Origin of the sequence: Sphingopyxis sp. Root154, assembly GCF_001427105.1 — a bacterium.
Classification (GTDB): domain Bacteria; phylum Pseudomonadota; class Alphaproteobacteria; order Sphingomonadales; family Sphingomonadaceae; genus Sphingopyxis.
The window spans coordinates 411,112-432,322 of the sequence record NZ_LMGI01000002.1; the positions used below are offsets into that span (position 1 = coordinate 411,112).

At 65.5% G+C, this 21,211-nt stretch carries 21 protein-coding genes; 7 read left to right on the forward strand and 14 right to left on the reverse strand.

Annotated features, from left to right (window positions below):
- Positions 1–7: 7 nt before the first annotated feature.
- Complete coding sequence (locus ASD73_RS07710) at positions 8–808, reverse strand: transporter (RefSeq protein ID WP_056373352.1); 801 nt, start codon at positions 806–808, stop codon at positions 8–10.
- A gap of 91 nt (positions 809–899) precedes the next feature.
- Between ASD73_RS07710 and mtgA the strand changes: the two genes are divergently transcribed.
- The 4 genes from mtgA to ASD73_RS07730 all read left to right on the forward strand — a co-directional run bounded on the left by mtgA (position 900) and on the right by ASD73_RS07730 (position 3,520).
- Positions 900–1,607 carry a monofunctional biosynthetic peptidoglycan transglycosylase gene (gene mtgA, locus ASD73_RS07715; RefSeq protein WP_056371201.1) on the forward strand — a complete coding sequence of 236 codons (708 nt, stop codon included), beginning with the start codon at positions 900–902 and terminating at the stop codon, positions 1,605–1,607.
- Between the two features lie 71 nt (positions 1,608–1,678).
- The gene (locus ASD73_RS07720) at positions 1,679–2,173 is read left to right on the forward strand and encodes a hypothetical protein (protein ID WP_056371202.1); all 495 of its coding nucleotides are present in this window, start codon (positions 1,679–1,681) and stop codon (positions 2,171–2,173) included.
- The gene (locus ASD73_RS07725; protein ID WP_156377330.1) at positions 2,170–3,168 is read left to right on the forward strand and encodes an acyl-CoA desaturase; all 999 of its coding nucleotides are present in this window, start codon (positions 2,170–2,172) and stop codon (positions 3,166–3,168) included. Before ASD73_RS07720 ends, ASD73_RS07725 begins: the two co-directional genes overlap by 4 nt.
- Positions 3,152–3,520, forward strand: a complete 369-nt coding sequence (locus ASD73_RS07730) for a hypothetical protein (protein ID WP_056371205.1) — start codon at positions 3,152–3,154, stop codon at positions 3,518–3,520. The genes ASD73_RS07725 and ASD73_RS07730 overlap by 17 nt, the downstream gene beginning before the upstream one ends.
- Positions 3,521–3,542: 22 nt before the next feature.
- On the opposite strand, the gene ASD73_RS07735 is transcribed toward ASD73_RS07730, so the two are convergent.
- The 6 genes from ASD73_RS07735 to ASD73_RS07760 all read right to left on the reverse strand — a co-directional run bounded on the left by ASD73_RS07735 (position 3,543) and on the right by ASD73_RS07760 (position 9,606).
- Entirely contained in the window at positions 3,543–4,079 is a 537-nt protein-coding gene (locus ASD73_RS07735; RefSeq protein ID WP_056373354.1) for a J domain-containing protein, read from the reverse strand.
- 54 nt (positions 4,080–4,133) lie between these two features.
- On the reverse strand, positions 4,134–4,919 hold the full coding sequence (locus ASD73_RS07740; protein WP_056371207.1) for a polyphosphate kinase 2 family protein: 786 nt from the start codon (positions 4,917–4,919) through the stop codon (positions 4,134–4,136).
- A 91-nt stretch (positions 4,920–5,010) separates the two neighbouring features.
- Complete coding sequence (locus ASD73_RS07745) at positions 5,011–5,883, reverse strand: alpha/beta fold hydrolase (RefSeq protein WP_056371209.1); 873 nt, start codon at positions 5,881–5,883, stop codon at positions 5,011–5,013.
- A 3-nt stretch (positions 5,884–5,886) separates the two neighbouring features.
- Positions 5,887–7,668 carry an aspartate--tRNA ligase gene (gene aspS, locus ASD73_RS07750; RefSeq protein ID WP_056371210.1) on the reverse strand — a complete coding sequence of 594 codons (1,782 nt, stop codon included), beginning with the start codon at positions 7,666–7,668 and terminating at the stop codon, positions 5,887–5,889.
- Positions 7,669–7,765: 97 nt separating this feature from the next.
- The gene (locus ASD73_RS07755) at positions 7,766–9,277 is read right to left on the reverse strand and encodes an FAD-binding protein (protein ID WP_056371212.1); all 1,512 of its coding nucleotides are present in this window, start codon (positions 9,275–9,277) and stop codon (positions 7,766–7,768) included.
- Positions 9,277–9,606 carry a hypothetical protein gene (locus ASD73_RS07760; protein WP_056371214.1) on the reverse strand — a complete coding sequence of 110 codons (330 nt, stop codon included), beginning with the start codon at positions 9,604–9,606 and terminating at the stop codon, positions 9,277–9,279. Before ASD73_RS07760 ends, ASD73_RS07755 begins: the two co-directional genes overlap by 1 nt.
- 109 nt (positions 9,607–9,715) lie before the next feature.
- Between ASD73_RS07760 and rnd the strand changes: the two genes are divergently transcribed.
- Entirely contained in the window at positions 9,716–10,903 is a 1,188-nt protein-coding gene (rnd, locus tag ASD73_RS07765; protein ID WP_056371217.1) for a ribonuclease D, read from the forward strand.
- Here the strand turns inward: rnd and ASD73_RS07770 are convergent.
- The 4 genes from ASD73_RS07770 to ASD73_RS07785 are packed head-to-tail and all read right to left on the reverse strand — an operon-like array spanning position 10,900 to position 16,476.
- Complete coding sequence (locus ASD73_RS07770) at positions 10,900–12,393, reverse strand: Ppx/GppA family phosphatase (protein ID WP_056371219.1); 1,494 nt, start codon at positions 12,391–12,393, stop codon at positions 10,900–10,902. The genes rnd and ASD73_RS07770 overlap by 4 nt on opposite strands.
- A complete protein-coding gene (locus ASD73_RS07775; protein ID WP_056371221.1) occupies positions 12,390–14,561 on the reverse strand; it encodes an RNA degradosome polyphosphate kinase in 2,172 nt (723 codons plus the stop codon). The genes ASD73_RS07770 and ASD73_RS07775 overlap by 4 nt, the downstream gene beginning before the upstream one ends.
- Positions 14,552–15,205 carry a DnaA/Hda family protein gene (locus tag ASD73_RS07780; RefSeq protein WP_056371223.1) on the reverse strand — a complete coding sequence of 218 codons (654 nt, stop codon included), beginning with the start codon at positions 15,203–15,205 and terminating at the stop codon, positions 14,552–14,554. Before ASD73_RS07780 ends, ASD73_RS07775 begins: the two co-directional genes overlap by 10 nt.
- Positions 15,205–16,476: a hypothetical protein gene (locus ASD73_RS07785; RefSeq protein ID WP_056371226.1), complete on the reverse strand. Its 1,272-nt coding sequence runs from the start codon at positions 16,474–16,476 to the stop codon at positions 15,205–15,207. Before ASD73_RS07785 ends, ASD73_RS07780 begins: the two co-directional genes overlap by 1 nt.
- 85 nt (positions 16,477–16,561) lie before the next feature.
- On the opposite strand from ASD73_RS07785, the gene purM reads away from it, so the two are divergent.
- Entirely contained in the window at positions 16,562–17,668 is a 1,107-nt protein-coding gene (gene purM / locus ASD73_RS07790; RefSeq protein ID WP_056371227.1) for a phosphoribosylformylglycinamidine cyclo-ligase, read from the forward strand.
- On the forward strand, positions 17,661–18,611 hold the full coding sequence (purN, locus tag ASD73_RS07795; protein ID WP_056371229.1) for a phosphoribosylglycinamide formyltransferase: 951 nt from the start codon (positions 17,661–17,663) through the stop codon (positions 18,609–18,611). The genes purM and purN overlap by 8 nt, the downstream gene beginning before the upstream one ends.
- Positions 18,612–18,668: 57 nt before the next feature.
- Here purN and ndk read toward each other — a convergent pair whose 3' ends face one another.
- From ndk to ASD73_RS07810, 3 genes are all read right to left on the reverse strand, one after another.
- Entirely contained in the window at positions 18,669–19,091 is a 423-nt protein-coding gene (gene ndk / locus ASD73_RS07800) for a nucleoside-diphosphate kinase (protein WP_056371231.1), read from the reverse strand.
- Between the two features lie 87 nt (positions 19,092–19,178).
- The gene (locus ASD73_RS07805) at positions 19,179–19,628 is read right to left on the reverse strand and encodes a DNA polymerase III subunit chi (protein ID WP_056371232.1); all 450 of its coding nucleotides are present in this window, start codon (positions 19,626–19,628) and stop codon (positions 19,179–19,181) included.
- A gap of 20 nt (positions 19,629–19,648) precedes the next feature.
- The gene (locus ASD73_RS07810; protein WP_056371234.1) at positions 19,649–21,094 is read right to left on the reverse strand and encodes a leucyl aminopeptidase; all 1,446 of its coding nucleotides are present in this window, start codon (positions 21,092–21,094) and stop codon (positions 19,649–19,651) included.
- Positions 21,095–21,211: the final 117 nt, after the last annotated feature.

A 21,211-nucleotide genomic window follows, 5' to 3' on the forward strand; every position in this document is an offset into this window, starting at 1 on the left:
TCTCGCGTCAGAAGCGGCGCACGAAACCGAAATAAAGTTCGATATCCGGGCTGTCGCGATTGAGGCCGATATTGGCGCCCAAATCCCACTGGCTGTCGGCATCGGGTTGCCAGCCGGCCGAGAGGCCGGCGAGCGCCTCGGTGGTATGCCCGCCGGGGTCGCGGTCGCGGGCCAGCGATATTTCCGCCGCCATCGAGACATCGTCGGACAGGCCAAACCCCACCCCCGCGACCGAGCCATAAGCCGTATGCCGGCCCTTGCCGTCGCTATCGACGGCGGCGTCGACATGCGGCGTGAGGCCAAGCGACAAGGCGCCGAGTTCGAAGCTGACCGGCATGATCATCCCCGCCCCCCAATCGCCCGCACCGACGCCCTTGCCGCCCAGCGGCAGCGTGGCATAGGGCATCAGCGCGACCGAAAAGCCCGACCCGTCGGGATTGCGGAGGTTCTGCCGCAACGCGAGCGTCACGTCGCCGGTTCGCGTCCGGCGGGTCACGTCGCCCGCCGCCCGGTCGCGCTCGCGCACATGGCCGAGCATCGTCCATCCAAGCTGCACCTCCAGCGACGGGGTCAGCCCGGCGCGCAGCAGGGCGTCGCCGACGGTCCAGCTATCGCTCCGGCTGTCGGCGGTGCGATCGAGCGTCCAGTCGGCCAGGCCGATCTCGAACAGTAACGACCCCGGCTCGACCGTGCAGGCGGGCGTACCGAGCCCCGGCCGGTCGGGGCAAAGGTCGCGGCGATCCTCGTTCGCGAAGGCGGGCGCAGCGGCGGTCGCGGCGGCTAGCAGCAAGAGGGATCGAAGCGACATGCAGGTCTTTCCTTCACCGGACAGCAGTTGTTTTTTCTTCCGCAAGATCAAGCCCGCTTGCCTGGAAATCGCAAGCGGCTAATTTGCCCGCATGGCAACTCCCTCCCGCGCGAAGAAGCGCACGCTCCCCTGGTATCTGCGGCCGTTCAAATGGCTGCTCTGGTTCATCATCGCCTCGGTGCTGTGGGTGCTGCTCTATGCGGTGGTGCCGCCCCCTGTGACGTTCACGATGATGGTCGACAGCAGCGGGATCACCAAGGACTGGACGAGCCTGTCGGGCATCGACCGAAATATGGTGCGCGCGGTGATCGCGGCCGAGGACGGCAAATTCTGCAGCCATAACGGGTTCGACCGCGATGCGATCGAGCAGGCGATCGAGCGCAACGCCAAGGGCAAACGCATGCGCGGCGGATCGACCGTCAGCCAGCAGACCGCGAAAAACGTCTTCCTGTGGCAAGGGACCGGTTGGACACGCTATGTCCGCAAGGTGCCCGAGGTCTGGTTCACCTTCCTGATCGAAAAGATCTGGGGCAAGCGCCGGATCATGGAAGTTTACCTCAACGTCGCCGAGACCGGCATCGGCACTTATGGTGTCGAGGCGGGCGCGCAGCGGTATTTCAACCATGGCGCGGGCAAGCTGACCCCCGCCGAGGCGGGGCGGATCGCGGCAATCCTGCCGCTGCCCAAGAAACGCGAGGCGGTGAGCCCGTCGGGCTTTACGCGCCGTTACGGCAACACGATCCGCGCGCGTATCGGCGTGGTCAAGCGCGATGGGCTGGATGCGTGTGTCTATAAATAGGCGGGGGACTGAATGCCCGTGATGGCCAAATCGAATTGAGCGGCCTCCTGGGGCCCTCTGCTTCCGGGATCGTGGAATGGCTGGCGGAGGTCGGCGCACGATGGGGACTGCCGGCCGACGCCTGCCGCGTCCACGGCCTGTTATATCTGATGACGAGGCCGCTCGCGACCGACGCCATCGCCGCCGAATTGGCGCTGACGCCGGCCGCGATAGACGACGCCCTTGCCTGGCTGGCGGCGGAGGAACTGGTGGCAGGAAATCCCGAAGGCTGGACCACCGAGGCGGACCCCTGGCTCCTGATGCTGCAGACGCTCGAAAAACGACGGCAGCGTGAATTGGTGCCGGCGCTGGCGGTCCTCGGGCCCTGGCGCCAATCGGCCGGTGACGCTGAAAATCCGATCGTGGCGCGTCAGGCGAAGCGCCTGCTCGAGCTTGTCGAGGATCTCGCGGCAATCGATGCCGGAACGAAGCGCCTCTCGCCCCGCACGCTGCGGCGCGTGATCGGTATCGGCGGGCGCGCCGCGCGACTGTTCGGCGGAGCGCCCAACAAAGGGGGGAATTTATGAGCGAAGCGGGCGGCGCGGCGGCGGGTGCCTTCAAGGTCAATTCGCTGACCGGTCTCGATCAGGCCGACGCGGTCGAGGGCCGCGTGCTGTGGGATGGTCCCCGGTCGATCTGGAACATGGCGATGCTGGCGACGGCGCTGGTGCTGGGTCCGCTGACCTTCAGCGGAAGCGCGCTGGCGGTAGTCCTCGTGACCTCGGCGGTGACGCTGTGCGCCGGCCATTCGGTCGGTTTTCACCGGCGGCTGATCCATCGCAGCTTCGATTGCCCGAAATGGCTCGAATATCTTCTCGTCTGGCTTGGAACCGCGGTGGGAATGGGCGGCCCGATCTGGACGATCCGCCTCCACGACAGCCGCGACTGGGCACAGCGGCAGCCCGATTGCCACTGGTTCCTGCGGCACGCCAAGCCGCTCGTCATCGACGGTTTCTACTATCTCAACTTCCGGCTCCAGCTTGCCCGGCCGCCCGGCTTCGACCCCGGCCCTGGCATCGGCGACGACCGCTTTTACCGCTTTCTCGACCGGTACTGGATGCTGCAGCAGGTGCCGATCGCCGTGATCCTTTACCTGCTCGGCGGCTGGTCGTGGGTCGTTTGGGGAGTGCCGGTGCGCGTTGCCGCCTGCACAACGATGCACTGGTTCATATCCTATTTCGCTCACACGCGCGGCTCGCAGGACTGGTCAGTCGATGGCGCCGTCATCCAGGCCTATAATGTACCGATCATGGCGATTCCGACGATGGGCGAGAGCTGGCACAGCAATCATCATGCTTTTCCAAGCTCGGCGCGTCATGGCCTCTATCCGGGCCAGATCGACCTCGGATACCGGTTCATCCAATTGCTCGCGCTGTTGGGGCTGGTGTCGAACATCCGCCTGCCGGCGAACCTGCCCGCACGACCGGGCATCACCCCGCTGACCGCGCGGGCGCTGAGCGCCGCGTCGGATCGTCAGGCGGAGACGCTGGCCGCCAAGGTGCACGATGACGGCCGCCCCTGATCCGCTCGAAAGCCTGCGCGCGGCCAGCGGTCTCGAACAGGGCGACGCATCGCACTGGACGTTTCGTATCGGGCGCTGGCGGTTCCGCCTGCCCAATTTCGCATGGCGGCAAGCCGCAATCGACGCGCACGATCGCCACCATCTCATCACCGGTTATCCGCTGACGCTAACCGGGGAGATCCAGCTCGCAGCGTGGGAATGGGGCGCCGGCCGTTATCCCGACTGGCGCGCGACGCTCTTTTGCTCGCCGCTGATCGTCGCCGGGGTCATCGCGCTGCCGCGCCGAACCTGGCGCGCCTATGCTGCGGGACGGCAATCCGAAAGCCTCTATCGGAGGGATGAACTGGTCTAGAAGCCTGGCCGAAACCCCGGCATTACGCGGGCTTCCAGCTTTTCCGTTCTTCGGCCTGCTTCAGCACCTCGAACGCCGCCTGTCCTGCGGCAAAGCGCTTTGCCGCTTCGGCGTCGCCCGGCTTCACGTCGGGGTGCGTTTCCTTGGCAAGATTGCGCCACGCCTTTTTCGTCGCCTCGAAATCGGCGTCGGGTTCGAGGTCGAGAATTTCGAGCGCGCGCATTTCGTCAGCGCTGCGGCTGCCGTCACCCGACCCGCCCCAGGCGTAGTGCTGAGCCTTTGCGTACGCCCCCGCGTCGCGCGTTTCGTCGGCGGCGCGTTCGGCGGCGTCCTCGGCGCTCAATCCTTCGAAATAGTCCCAGCCGCGATTATATTCGGCCGCGTGTGTTTCGCAGAAATACCAGCGTTCGGGGCTGTTCGGTGACTTGGGCGCGGGACAATTGCCCGGGTTGGTGCAACCATGGCGGTCGCAGATGCGAACCTTCTGCGCCTCGGTGCTCGAACCATAAGGGCGCCAGCGGGGAAATCCCCAGTCGTCGGTTCTTTTGGCGCGGCTCATCAATCCCATGTAGCGGCTGGGGCGCGCGATTGCTAGCCGAGGAGGCCGAAAAACCTAGTCTTTCGGCTTGTAGCCGAACGCCTTGCCCGCGAGTTTGACGATCGCGGGGTCGAGATCGGGCGGGGTCATCGGCACAATGGCTTCGAGCGCTTCGGCGATGTGGGTCAGCGCGGCGATGCGCGCGGCCTTCTTGTTGTTGCCGTCGATCACCTTCCACGGCGCCCAGCGCGTGTTCGTCTGCGCGAACATCTCTTCCATCGCGGCGAGATAGTCCTTGCGTTTCGACCGGTTGCGATAATCCTCGGCCCCCGTCTTCCACCGCTTCCACGGGTCGTCGAGGCGGTCGGCGAAACGCTTGTCCTGCTCTTCCTGCGTCAGATGGACGAAGATCTTGACGAGGTTCGTGCGGTTGCCGGTCAGTTGCGCCTCGAACTCGTTGATCTCGTCATATCCCTTGCGCCATTCGGCCTCGCTCGCGAAGCCCTCGACACGCTCGACGAGGACCCGGCCGTACCAGCTGCGGTCGAAGATCGAGATTTCGCGGTTGCCCGGCAGGCGTCTCCAGAAACGCCACAGGAAATGGCGCGCCATTTCCTCGTCGTTCGGTGCGCTGATCGGCCAGACCTCGAAATAGCGCGGGTCGAGCAGCGCGGTCATGCGTTTGATGATGCCGCCCTTCCCTGCCGCGTCCCAACCTTCGAACATGATGATGCTGCGCTGGCCGTGCGTGATATGCGCGGATTGCACGCGCTCGAGCCGTTCCTGCAACGCATCGAGCGCATCGGAATAGTCGCCGTCATATTTGGCGCCGGCTTCGTGATCGGAAAGGGAAATGCTCATCGCGCCTCCCTAGCGCAACCGAAGCCGTCCTACCAAGAGCGATGCAGGGCTGTCATTTTCTGGGACAGCGTGCGCGCGTTTCGTTACGCGATCAGAGTAGGTTCGCGAGCAGCGCGGCGACGCGCGCGGGGTCTTCCATCGGGATGAAATGGCTGTGCTCGGCCCATAGTTCGTCGCGATCGGCGCCGAGCGCCGCACCGAGGCCGGTCCAGGTCGGGCTCAGCGAAAAATCGAGCGGACCGCCGCGCTCGCCGGTCGGGGCGCGGATGACCGTCGACGGCGTGGCCAGATAGTGCAGCCACTCGTGCGGGCTGGTGCGTAGCGCATTTTGATAGACCGAGGCTTCGAGCGCCGGCGGGCAGGCAAGCTCCAGCCCCTCACCGTCCGCCGCCGGGAGGAGGCCATGGGTGCAATAGTCGGCGAGGACGCGCGGGTCCCAGTTCGCATAGGGCGGCCGGTCGGCGAAACGCGCGCGCATCTCTTCGGCGCTCGTCCAGCTGTTGCGGCGGCGCGCAACCGGATGATCGGCGGGATCGGGGATCGGCTTGGCCGCCTCGCCTTCATAAAAGGCGGGGTCCATGATCACCGGATCGATCAGCACGAGATGACCGAAGGCGGCCGGCCGCTGCGACGCGAGCCGCGTGAGGACATAGGCACCCATGCTGTGCCCGCAGCCGACGAGCGGATGCCCGCCGAGTCCGTCAAGCAGCGGCAACAGCGCGTCGGAGGTGGTCGCCCAGTTCGCGAGCGTCGCGGGACGATAGCTGCGACCATGGCCGCGATGGTCGGGCGCGATGACGTGCGTGCCGGGTGGCAGCGCCGCGACGACCTGATCCCACAGGCGCGCGTGAAAGCCCGTCGCGTGGAGCAGGAGCAGCGAAGGCCCCTGCCCCCGCGTTCCCCATTCGAACCAGCAGATATCGCCTTCCGGCGTTTCCAGCCGGTGCTCCCGGGGCTCGCTCATGCCCTAGCCCTTCGGGCCGTCGACGATACGGATGCCGAGCTCCTTGAGCTGCTTGTCGCTGACCGGCGCCGGGGCGTTCATCATCAGATCTTCGGCCTTCTGGTTCATCGGGAAAACGACTACTTCGCGGATGTTGGGCTCGTCGGCGAGCAGCATCACGATACGGTCGACGCCCGGCGCCGAACCGCCGTGCGGCGGCGCGCCGAACTTGAACGCATTGATCATGCCGCTGAAGTTCGCATCGACGTCGGCCTGGCTGTAGCCCGCGATTTCGAACGCCTTGTACATGATGTCGGGACGATGGTTCCGGATCGCGCCCGACGACAGTTCGACGCCGTTGCAGACGATGTCATACTGCCAGGCAAGGATGTCGAGCGGGTCCTTGGTTTCGAGCGCTTCGAGCTCGCCCTGCGGCATGCTGAAGGGGTTGTGGCTGAAATCGATCTTGCCGGTGTCTTCGTCGGCCTCGAACATCGGGAAGTCGACGATCCAGCACATTTCGAACTTGCTGGGGTCGATCAAATCGAGCTGCTCGGCGACGCGGGTGCGTGCGAAACCCGCGAGCTTCGCGGCGACCGCTTCCTTGCCCGCGGCGAAGAACAGGCCGTCGTCGGGACCGATGCCCAGTTCGGCCGCAAGCGCGTCCATCTTGTCGGTGCCGTGGTTCTTGGCGATCGGGCCGCCCCATTCGCCACCCTTGCGCGTCGCATAGCCAAGGCCGGCAAAGCCTTCGCCCTGCGCCCAGCTGTTCATGTCGTCGAAGAATTTGCGGCTCTTCTCGGCGGTCGCGGGCGCAGGAATTGCGCGAACGACGTCGCCCGCGGCGACGATGTCGGCGAAGCGGCCGAAGCCCGAGCCCGTGAAGTGCGACGAGACATCGGTGATGATCAGCGGGTTGCGAAGGTCGGGCTTATCGTTGCCGTACTTCAGCATCGATTCGCGGTACGGGATACGCGGGAACGAACCAGCTGGCGTCACGGACTTGCCATTTGCGAACTCCTCGAACACGCCGGCGAGCACGGGTTCGATCGCGTTGAAGACGTCGTCCTGCGTGACGAAGCTCATCTCGAAGTCGAGCTGGTAGAATTCGCCGGGCGAGCGGTCGGCGCGCGCATCTTCGTCGCGGAAGCAGGGGGCGATCTGGAAATAGCGGTCAAAGCCCGCGACCATCAGCAGCTGCTTGAACATCTGCGGCGCCTGCGGCAGCGCATAGAATTTGCCGGGGTGGACGCGGCTCGGCACCAGATAGTCGCGCGCACCCTCGGGCGACGAGGCGGTCAGGATCGGCGTCTGGAACTCGGTAAACCCCTGCTCGACCATACGGCGGCGCAAGGACGCGATCACGTTCGAACGCAGCATGATGTTGGCGTGGAGGCGTTCGCGGCGAAGGTCGAGGAAACGGTACTTCAGGCGAATATCCTCGGGATATTCCTGTTCGCCCGCGACCGGCATCGGCAGCTCGATCGCCGCCGACTGGACCGAGACGTCGCGCGCGCGGACTTCAATCGCACCGGTCGGAAGGTTGGCATTGGTCGTTTCCGCCGAGCGCGCGACGACGTCGCCGGTGATCGTCACGACGCTTTCGGCGCGCAGGCCGTCGAGCGTTGCGAAGGCGGCGTCGCTCGAGTCCGCGACGATCTGGGTCAGGCCATAATGATCGCGCAGGTCGACGAAGAGCAGCCCGCCATGATCGCGCTTGCGATGCACCCAGCCCGAGACACGGACATTCTGGCCGACATCCTCGGCGCGGAGCTGGCCACAATTATGGGTACGATAGGCGTGCATTTTCTCGTCTTTCGATGACTGGGGAAATCAACAAAAAGTTGACATTTATGGCCGCGCCTAAGGCAGGTCGGCGTGCCATTTGTCAAGGCTTGGCTCGTCAGCAGGTCAGCCCCAACCCATCGAGCACCGCGCTGCCGAACAGCGCGCGGTGGGCGGGATCGGGAAGCAGCCGGTCGCGCGCGGTGCGCCAGAGACGGAAATCCTCGCCATAATCGGCGGCAACACGCGCGGCATCGAGGCCACAGCTTTTGGCCCAGTGACGGGTAAAGCCAACGCCCTCGGCATCGAGGCATTCAACCACACGGGCATAGGCGTCGGCGGTTCGCTGGCTGCGCGGGCCGTCGAAATCGATCACCGCATTGTGCGTAAAGCGCGCGGGAGCGAGCAGCCCTTGCGCGCGCTCCATGAAACGGATGGTGACGACCGTGGAGCCGCCGTGCTTGGCATAAACGGCGCAGATGCGTTCAAAGGCGCGCGCGAGGTCGGCGCGGTCGATGGTGACCGAGGCGTTGAACAGGTCTGCCAGGGGACGATGCGTGTCGAGCCCCTCCCCCCAGCTGCCATAGACCGGCGGCGCGCCGATATCAGGGCCGCTGGCATAGCCTTGCTTCATTGCGAACTGGAGCAACGGCCCGCGGGCCCATGGGTAATCGTTGAGCAGGCGGCCGAGCAGACTGAGCGCGTCATAACCCGCGCCAAGCTGGCCGGGGGTCGCTCGCGGATAATCGTCGCGCCACGGCTCGCGATAGAGGAACCGCAGCATCGCGGGTCGCTTGAACGGCTTGTAGGGGTTGACGATCATCTGGACAAAGTCGGGATCCTGATCGAGCGCATAGGCGGCCGAGAAGCGCCGGAAATCGCCCGCGGCGAGCCAGTCCAGCGCCGCCCGATCCACCTTGCGCAAATTCTGGATCGGACGGACGAGGAATTTCGGCACGCTGTCGACGACGAGCGCCGTCACGATACCGAGCGAGCCCACTGGAAGCTGCGCCGCGGCGAACATCGTATCGTCGCGGAGCGGCGCCGAACCGGTGGCGGCGATGAAGGCGTCGCCCATCACGCCCGCGTCGGGCTCGATCCAGAGGATGCCGCCAGGAGTGACGATCTGCAGCGCGCGGATATGATCCTGAATGCCGCCCCGCGCGATCATCGAGCCGTGGGTGCCCGTGGCCGAGGCACCCGCGAAAGTCTGGCCATTGCCCGCGCCGCTCGTCCACAACGAGCGGCCTTGCTCCTCGAATTTGTCCGAAACCTCGTCGACGAGCGCGCCTGATTCGACGAGCATCAGGGCGCCGGCATCGATGCCGGGGCGGACATCGCCCGCGTCGATGCGAAAGCAGCGATTGAAGCGGCGTGTGTGGAGCAGCCAGCTTTGCGAACTGATATTGACGTTCGATGGCGACCAGCCCGCGCCGAGCGGCCGGACGCGGCGCTTGGCGGTCTGGGCCGCCGCGAGCCAGTCCTGCACCGATTTCGCGGCGATCGCGATCTCGTCGCGTCCACGCTCCGCGTCACCACTGCGCAAGGCGAAGCGCATCGCCCCTTCGCAGGTGCCGGTGCCGTGATAATTGGTCCAGCGGCCCTCGTCGCCCAGTCTGACGATCGGCATCAGGCATCTCCCAACGGGAGGATGCCGGCGTGGGCGCGCCACGCGACGGTGACCGGGCGGAGGAAACCGAAGGTCGCGATCGCGACGAGCATCTGGCGCCGCGTCGCGAACATGCGGACGTCGCACAGGCCATGATCGGATTCGGGCGTCACGAAAGGCTGCGCGGCCTGCGCGGCGAAACCCCAGCCCTTCAGCGTCACCACCATCGATTCCTCATCGAGCGGCCGCGGATTGGCGATCGACAGGAAGATGTCCGCCTGCCCCGCTGCATATTGCCCGACAAGCAACGAAAAACCGAGCGCGGCGAGCGCCCAACCGAGCCATATCATGCCCCAAATCCCTTCGTCTTTTTCCCCGGCCGGTATTCCGGCTCCGCAACCCGAAGAGCACGAGCAAATTTTCCTGCCCGTTCCTCTCAACTAGCTGTATAGGCGCGCTATGCAAGTCCATCCGTTGATCGAAACCAACGCCGCGCTCGTCGAATTCTGCGACCTCATTCGGAACAGCGATTTCATCGCGGTCGATACCGAATTCATGCGCGAAAACACTTTCTGGCCAGAGCTTTGCCTGATCCAGGTGGCCGACCGCGACCATGCTGCGGCAATCGATCCGATGGCGCCGGGCATAGACCTGGGGCCCCTGCTCAACCTGCTGGTCGGCAATGAGGACATGCTGAAAGTCTTTCATGCGGGCGGTCAGGATGTCGAAATCATCTTCAACCTGACCGGCAAGACGCCGCACCCGATCTTCGACACGCAGATCGGCCAGATGGCGCTCGGTCAGGCCGAACAGGTCGGATATTCGAACCTGGTCGAAGCATGGATCGGGCTGCAGCTCGACAAGGGCGCGCGCTTTACCGACTGGAGCCGACGCCCGCTCGACAAGCGCCAGATCGACTATGCGGTCGGCGACGTGACGCACCTCGCCAAGATTTTCCCGATGATGCTCGACAAGCTGATCAAGACCGGGCGCGGTCACTGGCTCGACGAGGAAATGGAAAAGCTCGCCGATCCAGCGAATTACAGCGTCGATCCCGACAAGGCTTGGCAGCGCATCAAGGTCCCGACGCGCAAGCTCGACGTGCTCGGCCGGTTGCAGTCACTCGCCGCGTGGCGCGAACGCGAGGCGCGGCAAAAGAATCTGCCGCGCGGCCGGATCGTCAAGGACGAGACGCTCGCCGACCTCGCCGCGCATCCGCCGAAGGATCAGGACGGACTGGGCCGCGTGCGCGGGCTGTCGGCGACCTGGCGCACGAACGATATCGGCGGCCGGCTGATGGACGCGATCGCCAGCGCCAAGCCGATGTCGAAGGACGAAATGCCCGAGCGCGCGCCGCGCGGCCCGGGGCTTGGCAAGGAAGGCACGCTCGTCGCCGACCTGCTGAAGCTGCTGCTCAAAATCCGTGCGCGTGAACTCAATGTCGCGGCGCGGCTCATCGCGCGCAGCGACGATCTCGAAGCGCTCGCGGCGGGCGCGCGCGAGGGTATCCAGATGATGCAGGGGTGGCGCTACGACGTGTTCGGCCACGCCGCGCTCGATCTCGTCGAAGGCCGGATGGGCTTTGCCGTCAAGAACGGCAAGCTGCTGATGAGCGAAATCGATCCCAACGCCGCGATCGAAATCTAGAGCAGCACCAACTCCGGCTTCGCATCGAGGGCGTGCGCCAGCACACGCAGGCGGCGCTCGACCGATTCGCCCGCAAGATGATGCCAGCCCGCATCAAGGCAGAGCTTGAGCTTGCCATCGACCAGCGCAACGCCGCTCGCCTTCAGCGGCGCCTCGACCCCGCCAGTCAGCCGTTGCGCAAGGCGAATCGCAAGCCCCCATTGGCGCGCCCGCGCGAGTCGTTCGGGCGACACGAGGGTTCCCATCACCGGGAATTCGGCATCGGCACCACCAAAACCCGCATACAGCGCGCGTGCGAGCAGGATGCGCCCCGGAATATCGATGCTGCGCCAGTTGCCGTGCAGGCCGATTTCGGTGCCGCGTTCGGCGCGGAAATCGGGGTTGGCTGACCAGGCGACGTCGCTGAGCAGGCTCGCCGCGAGCCGGACGCGGCTGTCGGCGGGCGCTTCATCGTCGAACAGCGGCGCGATCCATTCGGCGATCGCGCGGCCGTGCGGCGCGAAACGCGCGAGGCGACGCCCTTCGAATTCGGCGGCGACGATCAGCGGGTCCTGCGCGCGCGTCTCGGCATCGAGCGCCTGATACAGCAACCCCTCGCGAAGCCCCGACGACGATACGGTCATTTCGGGTACGTCGAGGATGTTGACGAGCGCCGCGAGCAGCGCCGCCGCGTCGGGCAAGGAAGCGGCACGGTTCGATGCCATGCCGGGGATCGCGCGCAATTCCTCGAAACTCAGCCGCTTCGACGCACGGATCAGGCGGCGCAGCGCGCTGCGCGGTAAGGTATGCTGGTCGAGCACTGCGAGCGGATCGCGCGTGAGTTCGAGGTCAAGGCGCGAGAGCGCACGCCACGAGCCGCCGACGAGATAGAGCGGCTGGCCGGTCAGCCCGTCGGGCCAGCCCGCCGCGCGGAGCATCTTGCGGATCGCGCGCTCGAACGCCTGATCGCCATCCTTGCGCAGTGCGGGCAAGCGGAGCACGCCGAGCGGGAAGGAGGCGCGGCGGCCGACCTTGCCCTCCGATACCTCAGCGAGTTCGAGGCTGCCGCCGCCGAGATCGACGGCGATGCCGTGCGCTTCGGGTATAGCGGCGAGCACGCCGTAACCCGCGGCCTCGGCCTCTTCCTCACCGGAGAGCAGCCGGATCGCGAGCCCCGCCTCGGCGGCGGCCTGGATGAATTCCGGGCCGTTCACCGCATCGCGCACCGCAGCGGTGGCGACGCATTGCACGTCCTTCACGTCCATATGCTTTGCGAGCAGCGCGTAGCGGCGGAGCGCGACCAGGCCGCGTTCGGCATCCTCGGGCGCGATGCGGCCATCGACGGCGAGACCGCGACCGAGGCCGGCAGCGACCTTTTCGTTGAAGATCACCGCGGGCGCGCGTGCGGGCCCTTCATAGACGACGATGCGGACCGAGTTGGAACCAATGTCGATCACGGCGGATCGGCTGACCGCCTGTTTGGACGAACGCTGTGGGGTCAATTTGGTCAATCTTCGCGCACATCGAAGGCAAGCGTGGGAACGTCGTGACGCTTGTGGAGCGCGGTTCCGCGACCCGATAGAGACGCGTTCGTCATAAAATAATGGTGCAAATTAAATGGCTTGTCGCCCGGCATCACGCGCACCGAGGTGCCGTCGGGCTGCAGGATCCAGCTTTGTTCATTGTCGATGAGGTTCGCGACGAGCACCTGGTCCAATATCTGGTCGTGGACGGTCGGGTTCTCGATCGGGATCATATATTCAACGCGGCGGTCGAAGTTGCGCGGCATCCAGTCGGCGCTGCTGATGTAGAGCCTGGCGCCGCGGTGCGGTAGAGGCGCGCCGTTCGCGAAGGCCCACACGCGGCTATGCTCGAGGAAGCGGCCGACGACCGATTTGACGCGGATCGTTTCGGAGAGTCCCGCCACGCCGGGGCGCAGGCAGCAGATGCCGCGCACGATCAGTTCGATCGGCACGCCCGCAGCGCTCGCCTGATAGAGTTTGTCGATGATGTCAGGGTCGACGAGGCTGTTCATCTTGGCCCACACGCCCGACGGTAGGCCCGCCTTCGCCGCCGCCGTCTCGGCGTCGATCAGCTCGCAAAGATGCGCGCGCATGTTGAGCGGCGACATGGTGATCAGATCGAGCCGTTCGGGTTCGACATAGCCGGTGATATAATTGAACAGCTGCGCCGCGTCGCGCCCCGCACGCGGATCGGCGGTAAAGAAGCTGAGGTCGGTATAGATGCGCGCGGTCACCGGGTGATAATTGCCGGTGCCGAAGTGGCAGTAAGTGCGATACCCCTGCCCTTCGCGGCGCACGACCATCGAAATCTTGGCGTGTGTCTTCCACTCGATAAAACCGTAGACGACCTGCACCCCGGCGCGCTCCAGCTGGTTCGCCCAGAGGAGATTCTGTTCCTCATCGAAGCGAGCCTTGAGTTCGACGACCGCGGTCACCGATTTTCCCGCCTCAGCCGCCTCGATCAGCGCGCGGATGACCGGCGACTGGTCGCCAGCACGGTAGAGCGTTTGCTTGATCGCGACGACGTCGGGATCGGCGGCGGCCTGCCGCAGGAAAGCGAGGACGACCTCGAAGCTTTCATACGGATGGTGGACGACGATGTCCTTGCTGCGGATCGCCGCGAAGCAGTCGCCGCCATGTTCGCGAATGCGTTCGGGGAAACGCGCCGAATAGGCCGGAAACTTGAGGTCGGGGCGATCGACATCGACGAGCGCCGACAGCGCCGCAAGACCGATGAAGCCACCGATCTTCGCGATGATCGCTTCGTGGCCCTGAATATCGGCGTTGAGCACTTCGGCGATTTCGCCGGGCATGTCGGCTTCGAGTTCGAGCAGGATGACACGGCCGCGGCGGCGGCGGCGGATCGCGGTGCGGAACAGGCGTACGAGATCCTCGGCCTCTTCCTCGAGTTCGATATCGCTGTCGCGGATGATGCGGAACACGCCGAGCGATCGGATCGTGAAGCCCGGGAACAAGAGGCCACCGAAAATCTCGATCAGATATTCGATCGGCACGAACGCGCTGCCCTGTCCCGGCACCGGCACGAAACGCGGCAATGCGGCCGGAATCATCACCAGTTCGCGCACCGTTTCCCCATCCGCCTTGCGCTGGAGATCGAAAATCACGCCGAGGCCGCGATTGGGGATGAAGGGAAAGGGATGCGCCGGATCGAGCACCTGCGGGGTGAGGATCGGGAAAATCTGGTCGATGAAATATTGGCGCAAGGCGGTGCGCAGCGCTTCCTTGTCCGACCCCGTGCCGTGGACGACGATGCCCTGTTCGCCGAGCTGGCGATGGAGCAATTGCCATTCGCTCTGCTGCTGGTCGACGAGGCGGTTCACCTCGGCCTCGATCTCGGCAAGCTGCTGCCCCGGCGAGCGGCCGTCGGCCGAAGGGTCGTCGATCCCCTGCAACTGCTGCCCCTTCAGGCCCGCGACGCGGACCATGAAGAATTCGTCGAGGTTGCTGCCCGAAATCGACAGGAACCGGAGGCGTTCGAGCAAAGGGTGCGCGGGGTTGCGCGCTTCTTCCATCACCCGGCGGTTGAAGGCGAGCCAGCTCAGTTCGCGGTTGAAGAAGCGTTCGGGTCCGAGGGGGATTTGAAACGCGCTATTGGCGTCATTGTCGGCACGAAGGGGTTGGCCGGTTATCGACATGTCGCGTCATCCTGTCGTTCGAGCAAATCGGGATCGATGAGCCCCTGTGACAGTAATGTTTCACGCGTAAGACGAATACCAATGCCGCCGCCCTTTTCGAGCGACGCGGCGTCGAGCGCGCCGACGATGCGGTGGATCATCGCATAGCTGCGTTCCATCCGCGGGACGATATAGGATGCGACGCCGGGCGCCAGCGCCATGCCGCGCTGCGCGAACAGCGCCTCGATCAGGTCGCGCGCGAGACAATCGTCGGGATCGCCGATCGTCAGCACCGGTACAGCCGCGAGGCGCGAACGAAGGTCGGGCAGCGCGACGTTCCATTCCGACGGCGGCGCATCGGCGATGATGAGCAGCGGTGAGCCGCTTGCCTGCGCGGCGTTCCACGCGTGGAAAATCTCTTCTTCCGAAACGCTGTCATGCCCGTCGATGACGTTTCCGCCCGTATCGCGCGCGAAGAGCCGGCCCATCAGGCTGCGCCCCGATCGCCGCGGTCCGGTGAGCACGGCGGTGCGGACGGGCCATGTTGCGACGTGGCGCAGGTAGCGCACGGCATCGGCGTTGCTGGTGCCGACGATCAGCGGACCGTCATTACTGCCCCCCGCGCTCCAGTCGAGCGGAAGCGCAATCTGGGATGCACGCGCCATCAGCGGCTGATCCTGAGCTGGCCGCCGCCTTCCTGCACCTTGAACCCGCGTGCGGCGAGCGCCGCACCGAGCGCGGCGAGGTCACCCCGGAAGCTGACGCGCATCACCGAGGTGCCGCCGAGCGCAAGGCTGGTGGTCGAGGCGGACTGGACGCCCGCGGCGCCCGCAACCGCGCGTTCGGTCGCGGTGACCGAATCGACGTCGGGCGAGCTGTACTGGACGGTGAAGCTCTGCACACCAACGGCGGTGGTCGTGGGCACGCTGGCGTCGGTTTCGCTCGGCAACGATTCTTCGTCGGTCGCGACTTCCTCGGGCAGGTCTTCCTTCTCGACCGGCTTTTCGAGGACGAGATAGGTGTCGGTGCGCAGCACGCCCGATGCCAACGCGTCGATATAGATGCGATCCATCCGCGCGACCGCCTTTTCCATCATGTCGGGCAGCGCGGCAGGGCTCGGCCCGGTCATCGTGAAGCTGGAGAGCAGCTTGCTGTCGGGGCCGAAGCGCGCGGTGAAATAGCCTTTGATCGGGCCGCCGGGATAGGAATATTGGACGCGCGCGATCGGCGTCAGCACGTCGGCGGCGCCATATTGATCGAGGATGACGCGCCACCACACGCGGCCGCGGCGGCCCGTCTGCCCCGCGTTGATCAGCAAGGTATCGGCGCCGGTGCCCGCGGTGCGGACATAGTCGATCGCGCTCTGCCCCGTATTATATTCGGCCCAGGCGCGCTGCCAGGCGCTGCGCTGTTCGAACACCTGCGGGATGCCATCGATCGAATAGACCGGGATCACAAGCAGCGGCGGCGAGCGCAAAGTGCGGCCGCTGACGCCAAGGATCTGGCCGGCGCGGACGCGGTCGAACTGGACGCCGAGCCGGGCGACATAGCGGCGCGGGCCGATCTGCTCTTCCTCGACGACGATCGCGGTGACGATGCCATCGAGTACCGAATCGCCAAGTTTGGGGCCGTCGCTGCCGTTCAATTTGCGATATAGCTGGGTCCAGCCGAGGCGCTGCGCCTCGCGCCAGCCCTTCGTTCGCGCATCATCGGCATTGTCGCCGGTGACATCGACGAGAATACCGCTCGCCAGAAAATCGCCGCTGCTGTTGATCGGCGTGATGCCGCGATCACCGCGGCTGATCTGGCCTTCCACAACGCCGACGAGCAGAATCGCGAAGAAAAGGCCGAATAGCGCCGCCCAGCGCCAATCGCGGCCACGCAGGGCGTCGAAGGCGAAGCTCGGGGCGAAGCGGGGGAAAGCAGCCGAAATCATATCTTCTCTATGCTTTGCCCAAAAGCGCGGGCCCCGACAAGGAAATCATGGCATTTATCGGCTGGAACCGTTAGTCGCGCGTGCCATGGATTCCAAGCACAACCAACCCGGCTCCTACACTTATGCGCAGGCCGGCGTATCGATCGAGACCGGCAACGCGCTGGTCCGTGCCATTGCCCCGCTCGCCCGTGCGACGCGCCGTCCCGGCGCCGACGCCGACCTCGGCGGCTTTGGTGGTTTCTTTGACCTGAAGGCAGCCGGGTTCAACGATCCGTTGCTTGTCGCGGCGAACGACGGCGTGGGGACGAAGCTGAAGCTCGCCATCGAATCGGGCAGGCATGACGGCGTCGGAATCGATCTGGTCGCGATGTGCGCGAACGATTTGATCGTTCAGGGCGCCGAGCCGCTATTTTTCCTCGATTATTACGCAACCGGAAAGCTGGACAACGACGTCGCGACTGAAGTCGTCGCGAGCATTGCCGAAGGCTGCAAGCTGGCAGGTTGCGCACTGATCGGCGGCGAGACCGCAGAGATGCCCGGCATGTACTCGGACGGCGACTATGACCTCGCGGGTTTCTGCGTCGGTGCGGTCGAGCGTGACCAGGTGCTCACGGCCGACAAGCTTGCAGCAGGCGACATCATCCTCGGCCTCGCCTCGTCGGGCGTCCATTCGAACGGGTTCTCGCTCGTTCGCCGGCTCGCCGCGGACAAGGGCTGGAAGCTCGACCGCCCTGCCTTGTTCGACCAGACTGTGCTGCTGATCGACGCGCTGATGGCGCCGACACGCATCTATGTGAAGAGCCTGCTGCCGCTGGTGAAAACCGGCCGAATTCACGCGCTCGCGCATATCACTGGCGGCGGGCTGCTCGAGAATATCCCGCGCATCCTGCCCAAGACGCTGCACGCGCACGTCGATGCCGACGCGTGGGAGCAGCCGCGGCTGATGGCCTTCCTGCAGGCGCAGGGCAATATCGAGCCAGAGGAAATGGCGCGCACCTTCAACTGCGGAATCGGCATGGCGGTTGTCGTTGCCGAGGGCGATGTTGCCGAGGTGACAGCGGCACTCGAAGCCGCGGGTGAAACCGTGTTCCGCATCGGCCATGTCGCCGGGGGCGAAAAGGGCTGCACCGTGACCGGCAGTGCCGAAACGTGGAGCGCGATGGGCGCGTGGTCGGCAACGCATAATGGCTAAAGCGCGTGTCGCCGTCCTGATTTCGGGGGCCGGCACCAATATGGCGGCGCTGCTTTACGCTGCGAAAGCTTCCGACTGCCCTTATGAACTGGTGTTCGTCGGCAGCAATGACCCCGAAGCGCCGGGGCTGAAGATTGCCGAAGCCGAAGGCATCGCGACGTGGGCGCTTTCGCACAAGGGCATGAACCGCGACGCGTTCGACGCGCTGGTCGACGAACAATTGCGCGCAGCGGGCGCCGAATTCGTCGCGCTTGCGGGCTATATGCGGATTCTTTCGGACGATTTCGTTGCGCACTGGGCGGGCAAGATGATCAACATCCACCCGAGCCTGCTTCCGCTCTACAAAGGGCTGAACACCCATCAGCAAGCCATCGATGCGGGTGACAGCTTCGGCGGGTGCAGCATCCACATCGTGACGTCCGGTGTCGACGAGGGCCCGGTGCTCGCGCAGACTCCCGTCGCGATCCTGCCCGGCGATAAGGTCGAGACATTGGCCGAGCGCGTGCGGATTGCCGAGCACCAGCTCTATCCCCCTACACTCGCGGCGTTTGTGACACGCGAGCGGTCGCCCGAGTTCTTGCGCAATCGCGTGCGCGAATTGGCGATAGCGTTGCCCGAAGCCGACGAGGTGATTTCGCACGGCATGCCCTGTTTCGGGATCGTGAAGGGCAAGAAATTCGCCTATTTCACCGAGGATCATCATGGCGACGGCAAGACGGCGCTGCTGGTCAAGATCAGCGGCGGCGATGAGCAGGCGGCGCTGATCGAGCTCGACAAAGACCGCTATTACCGCCCCGCCTATTTCGGCGACGGCTGGATCGGCATCCGCCTCGACCTCGGCGACACCGACTGGGATGCGATCGGCGAATGGCTGCGCAAGAGCTGGCTGGCGATCGCGCCGAAGAAACTGGCGGGCTTGATGGGCGTCGCGGACGAATTCTAATGAAAAAGGCCGCCGGATCGCTCCGGCGGCCTCTTCAATTCGGCTAGGCCCTCAGGCTTAACCAACGATTTCTTCGGGCTTGAAGAAATAGGCGATTTCGATCGCGGCATTCTCGTCGCTGTCCGAACCGTGAACCGTGTTCGCTTCGATGCTCTCGGCCAGTTCCTTGCGGATCGTGCCGGGCTCGGCGTTCGCGGGGTTGGTCGCGCCCATGATGTCGCGGTTCGCCTGCATCGCATTTTCGCCTTCGAGGACCTGGACGACGACGGGGCCGCTGATCATGAAGTCGACGAGTTCGCCGAAGAAGGGGCGTTCCTTGTGGACCGCGTAGAAGCCTTCGGCCTGTTCGCGGGTCATGTGGATGCGCTTCGACGCGACGACGCGCAGGCCGGCGTCTTCCAGCATCTTGGTGACGGCGCCGGTGATGTTGCGGCGCGTGGCGTCGGGCTTGATGATCGAGAAAGTGCGAGTGACCGCCATGGGGGAAGCTCCTGAGTTATTATTGTCTGCGATGCGCGCGCCTCTAGCGGCGCTTTTGCTGCACTGCAAGGACAGAGCGCCGCGGCGTCAGGGCCCTTCGGACCAGCGACCGTTCTCGTCCTGTTTCCAAAAGCGGTTGTCGACGTCCTCGCGCGCCGCCAGCGTACGCCAGAGCGCGCGCGCATCGTCGATGCGGCTGTTGTCGAAGAGCAGGAACGTGCGCTCGAACCCGAGCGCCTCCTCGCGCCATTCGCCGTCGGCGAGCGCGACAAGCGTCGCGCGGTTGGGCGGCGATGGGTCGAGCGTCCCCGAGATCAGGATCGGCTCGATCTCTTCATCGGGCGATCCCGCAGCCCCGTGCGGCAGGAAGCTTGCGGGTTGCAGTGTCCACAGCGCCTCGTCGATCGCCTGCCGCTGCATCGCGGGCGCGGCGACCACCAGCAGGCGGTCGCCGTTCGCCAATATGCGCGTCGCGAGCGCGGGGAGCACCCGTTCGACCGGGTCGCGGGTCAGCCGGTAAAAGTCGACGCGCGCCATGCTCCCCTGCCCTTTTTCGTTCAGCCTTCGTGGTTGGCGGCGATGTAGCGATCGAGCAGGCGCACGCCATAACCGGTCGCGCCCTTCGCCCACACCGGGCCGTCCTTGTCGGCCCACGCCATGCCCGCAATGTCGAGATGCGCCCAGGCGACGCCCTCGCCGACGAAGCGCTTCAGAAACTGCGCCGCGGTGATCGAGCCGCCTTCGCGCGGGCCGATATTCTTCATGTCGGCGATCGGGCTGTCGATCAGCTTGTCGTAGGCGGGCGACAGCGGGAAGCGCCAGAGCTTGTTGTTGCTGGTCTCGCCCGCCGCGAGCAGGTCGGCGGCAAGCTTGTCGTCATTGGCGAAGATGCCCGCATATTCATGCCCGAGCGAGATCACCATCGCGCCGGTCAAGGTCGCGAGGTCGACGATCACCTTCGGATTATAGGCGCTCTGCGCCCAGCTGATGGCGTCGCAGAGGACGAGGCGGCCCTCGGCGTCGGTGTTGAGCACCTCGACCGTCTGACCCGACATGGTGGTGACGACGTCGCCGGGGCGCATTGCGTTGCCGTCGGGCATATTCTCGACGAGGCCGACGACGCCGACGACATTCGCCTTCGCCTTGCGGCCTGCGATCGCCTTGATCGCGCCCGCGACCGCGCCCGCGCCGCCCATATCCCACTTCATCATGTCCATGCCGGCGGCGGGCTTGATGCTGATGCCGCCGGTGTCGAAGGTCACGCCCTTGCCGACGAAGACGACGGGCGCATCGCCGGCGTTGCCGCCGTTCCAGCGCATCGCGAGCAGGCGCGGCGGGCGCGTCGAGCCCTGCGCGACACCGAGCAGCGCGCCCATGCCGAGCGCCTTCATCTGGCGTTCGTCGAGTATTTCGAGTTCGACGCCCAGATCGGTCAGGTGCTGGCAGCGTTCGACGAAGGTCTCGGGATAAAGGATGTTCGGCGGCTCGGCGACGAGCGTCTGGGTCAGCGCGACACCATCGGCAATCGCCTCGTTCTCGGCCCAGCGGCCGGACAGGTCGCCGTGGGGCGACGCGATCGTCACCGTCTTCAGGCTGGGCTTCGCCGTATCGGCAAGGCGCGTGCGATAGGTGTCGAGGCGCCAGTTGCGGAGGCGCGCGCCCATCGCGAAGGCAAGCACATCGTCGGCATCGCTCGGGCCCGTGCTCGCGAAATCGACATGAACCGCGGTTGCGCCGCTCGTCTGCAGCTTCGCCGTCAGCGCTGCGCCGCCGCGCTCGAGGTCCTGCTCGCTGCCCTCGCCGATGCCAACGAGCAGCAGGCGCTTCGCCTGATCGCCGTCGATCGCCGAGGTCTCGGCAATCGCACCCGGGGCGCCATCGAAGCGTGCCTGTGCCGCCGCGGCGCCGAGCAGCGCGCCGAGCGCGTCGGCCTCACCCTTGCGGACCGGAAATGCGACGACGTCGGCAGACGCATCGATTTGCGCGACAAACTGAATGTCCATGCCTTAACTTTCTTATGCGATGATTGATTGGAACGTGGCGGACCGATAGGGGTTTCGCTTGCGAGTTGCAAAAACAAAGCTGCCGGTCCAAGCCGGGAAACACTGATTTAGGGTTCG

Excerpts from the sequence above, each read along its gene's own strand:
- ASD73_RS07710 (WP_056373352.1), bottom strand. The coding sequence starts at position 808 with ATGTCGCTTCGATCCCTCTTGCTGCTAGCCGCCGCGACCGCCGCTGCG.
- mtgA (WP_056371201.1), top strand. The coding sequence starts at position 900 with ATGGCAACTCCCTCCCGCGCGAAGAAGCGCACGCTCCCCTGGTATCTG.
- ASD73_RS07725 (WP_156377330.1), top strand. The coding sequence starts at position 2,170 with ATGAGCGAAGCGGGCGGCGCGGCGGCGGGTGCCTTCAAGGTCAATTCG.
- ASD73_RS07730 (WP_056371205.1), top strand. The coding sequence starts at position 3,152 with ATGACGGCCGCCCCTGATCCGCTCGAAAGCCTGCGCGCGGCCAGCGGT.
- ASD73_RS07735 (WP_056373354.1), bottom strand. The coding sequence starts at position 4,079 with ATGAGCCGCGCCAAAAGAACCGACGACTGGGGATTTCCCCGCTGGCGC.
- ASD73_RS07740 (WP_056371207.1), bottom strand. The coding sequence starts at position 4,919 with ATGAGCATTTCCCTTTCCGATCACGAAGCCGGCGCCAAATATGACGGC.
- ASD73_RS07745 (WP_056371209.1), bottom strand. The coding sequence starts at position 5,883 with ATGAGCGAGCCCCGGGAGCACCGGCTGGAAACGCCGGAAGGCGATATC.
- aspS (WP_056371210.1), bottom strand. The coding sequence starts at position 7,668 with ATGCACGCCTATCGTACCCATAATTGTGGCCAGCTCCGCGCCGAGGAT.
- ASD73_RS07755 (WP_056371212.1), bottom strand. The coding sequence starts at position 9,277 with ATGCCGATCGTCAGACTGGGCGACGAGGGCCGCTGGACCAATTATCAC.
- ASD73_RS07760 (WP_056371214.1), bottom strand. The coding sequence starts at position 9,606 with ATGATATGGCTCGGTTGGGCGCTCGCCGCGCTCGGTTTTTCGTTGCTT.
- rnd (WP_056371217.1), top strand. The coding sequence starts at position 9,716 with ATGCAAGTCCATCCGTTGATCGAAACCAACGCCGCGCTCGTCGAATTC.
- ASD73_RS07775 (WP_056371221.1), bottom strand. The coding sequence starts at position 14,561 with ATGTCGATAACCGGCCAACCCCTTCGTGCCGACAATGACGCCAATAGC.
- ASD73_RS07780 (WP_056371223.1), bottom strand. The coding sequence starts at position 15,205 with ATGGCGCGTGCATCCCAGATTGCGCTTCCGCTCGACTGGAGCGCGGGG.
- ASD73_RS07785 (WP_056371226.1), bottom strand. The coding sequence starts at position 16,476 with ATGATTTCGGCTGCTTTCCCCCGCTTCGCCCCGAGCTTCGCCTTCGAC.
- purM (WP_056371227.1), top strand. The coding sequence starts at position 16,562 with ATGGATTCCAAGCACAACCAACCCGGCTCCTACACTTATGCGCAGGCC.
- purN (WP_056371229.1), top strand. The coding sequence starts at position 17,661 with ATGGCTAAAGCGCGTGTCGCCGTCCTGATTTCGGGGGCCGGCACCAAT.
- ndk (WP_056371231.1), bottom strand. The coding sequence starts at position 19,091 with ATGGCGGTCACTCGCACTTTCTCGATCATCAAGCCCGACGCCACGCGC.
- ASD73_RS07805 (WP_056371232.1), bottom strand. The coding sequence starts at position 19,628 with ATGGCGCGCGTCGACTTTTACCGGCTGACCCGCGACCCGGTCGAACGG.
- ASD73_RS07810 (WP_056371234.1), bottom strand. The coding sequence starts at position 21,094 with ATGGACATTCAGTTTGTCGCGCAAATCGATGCGTCTGCCGACGTCGTC.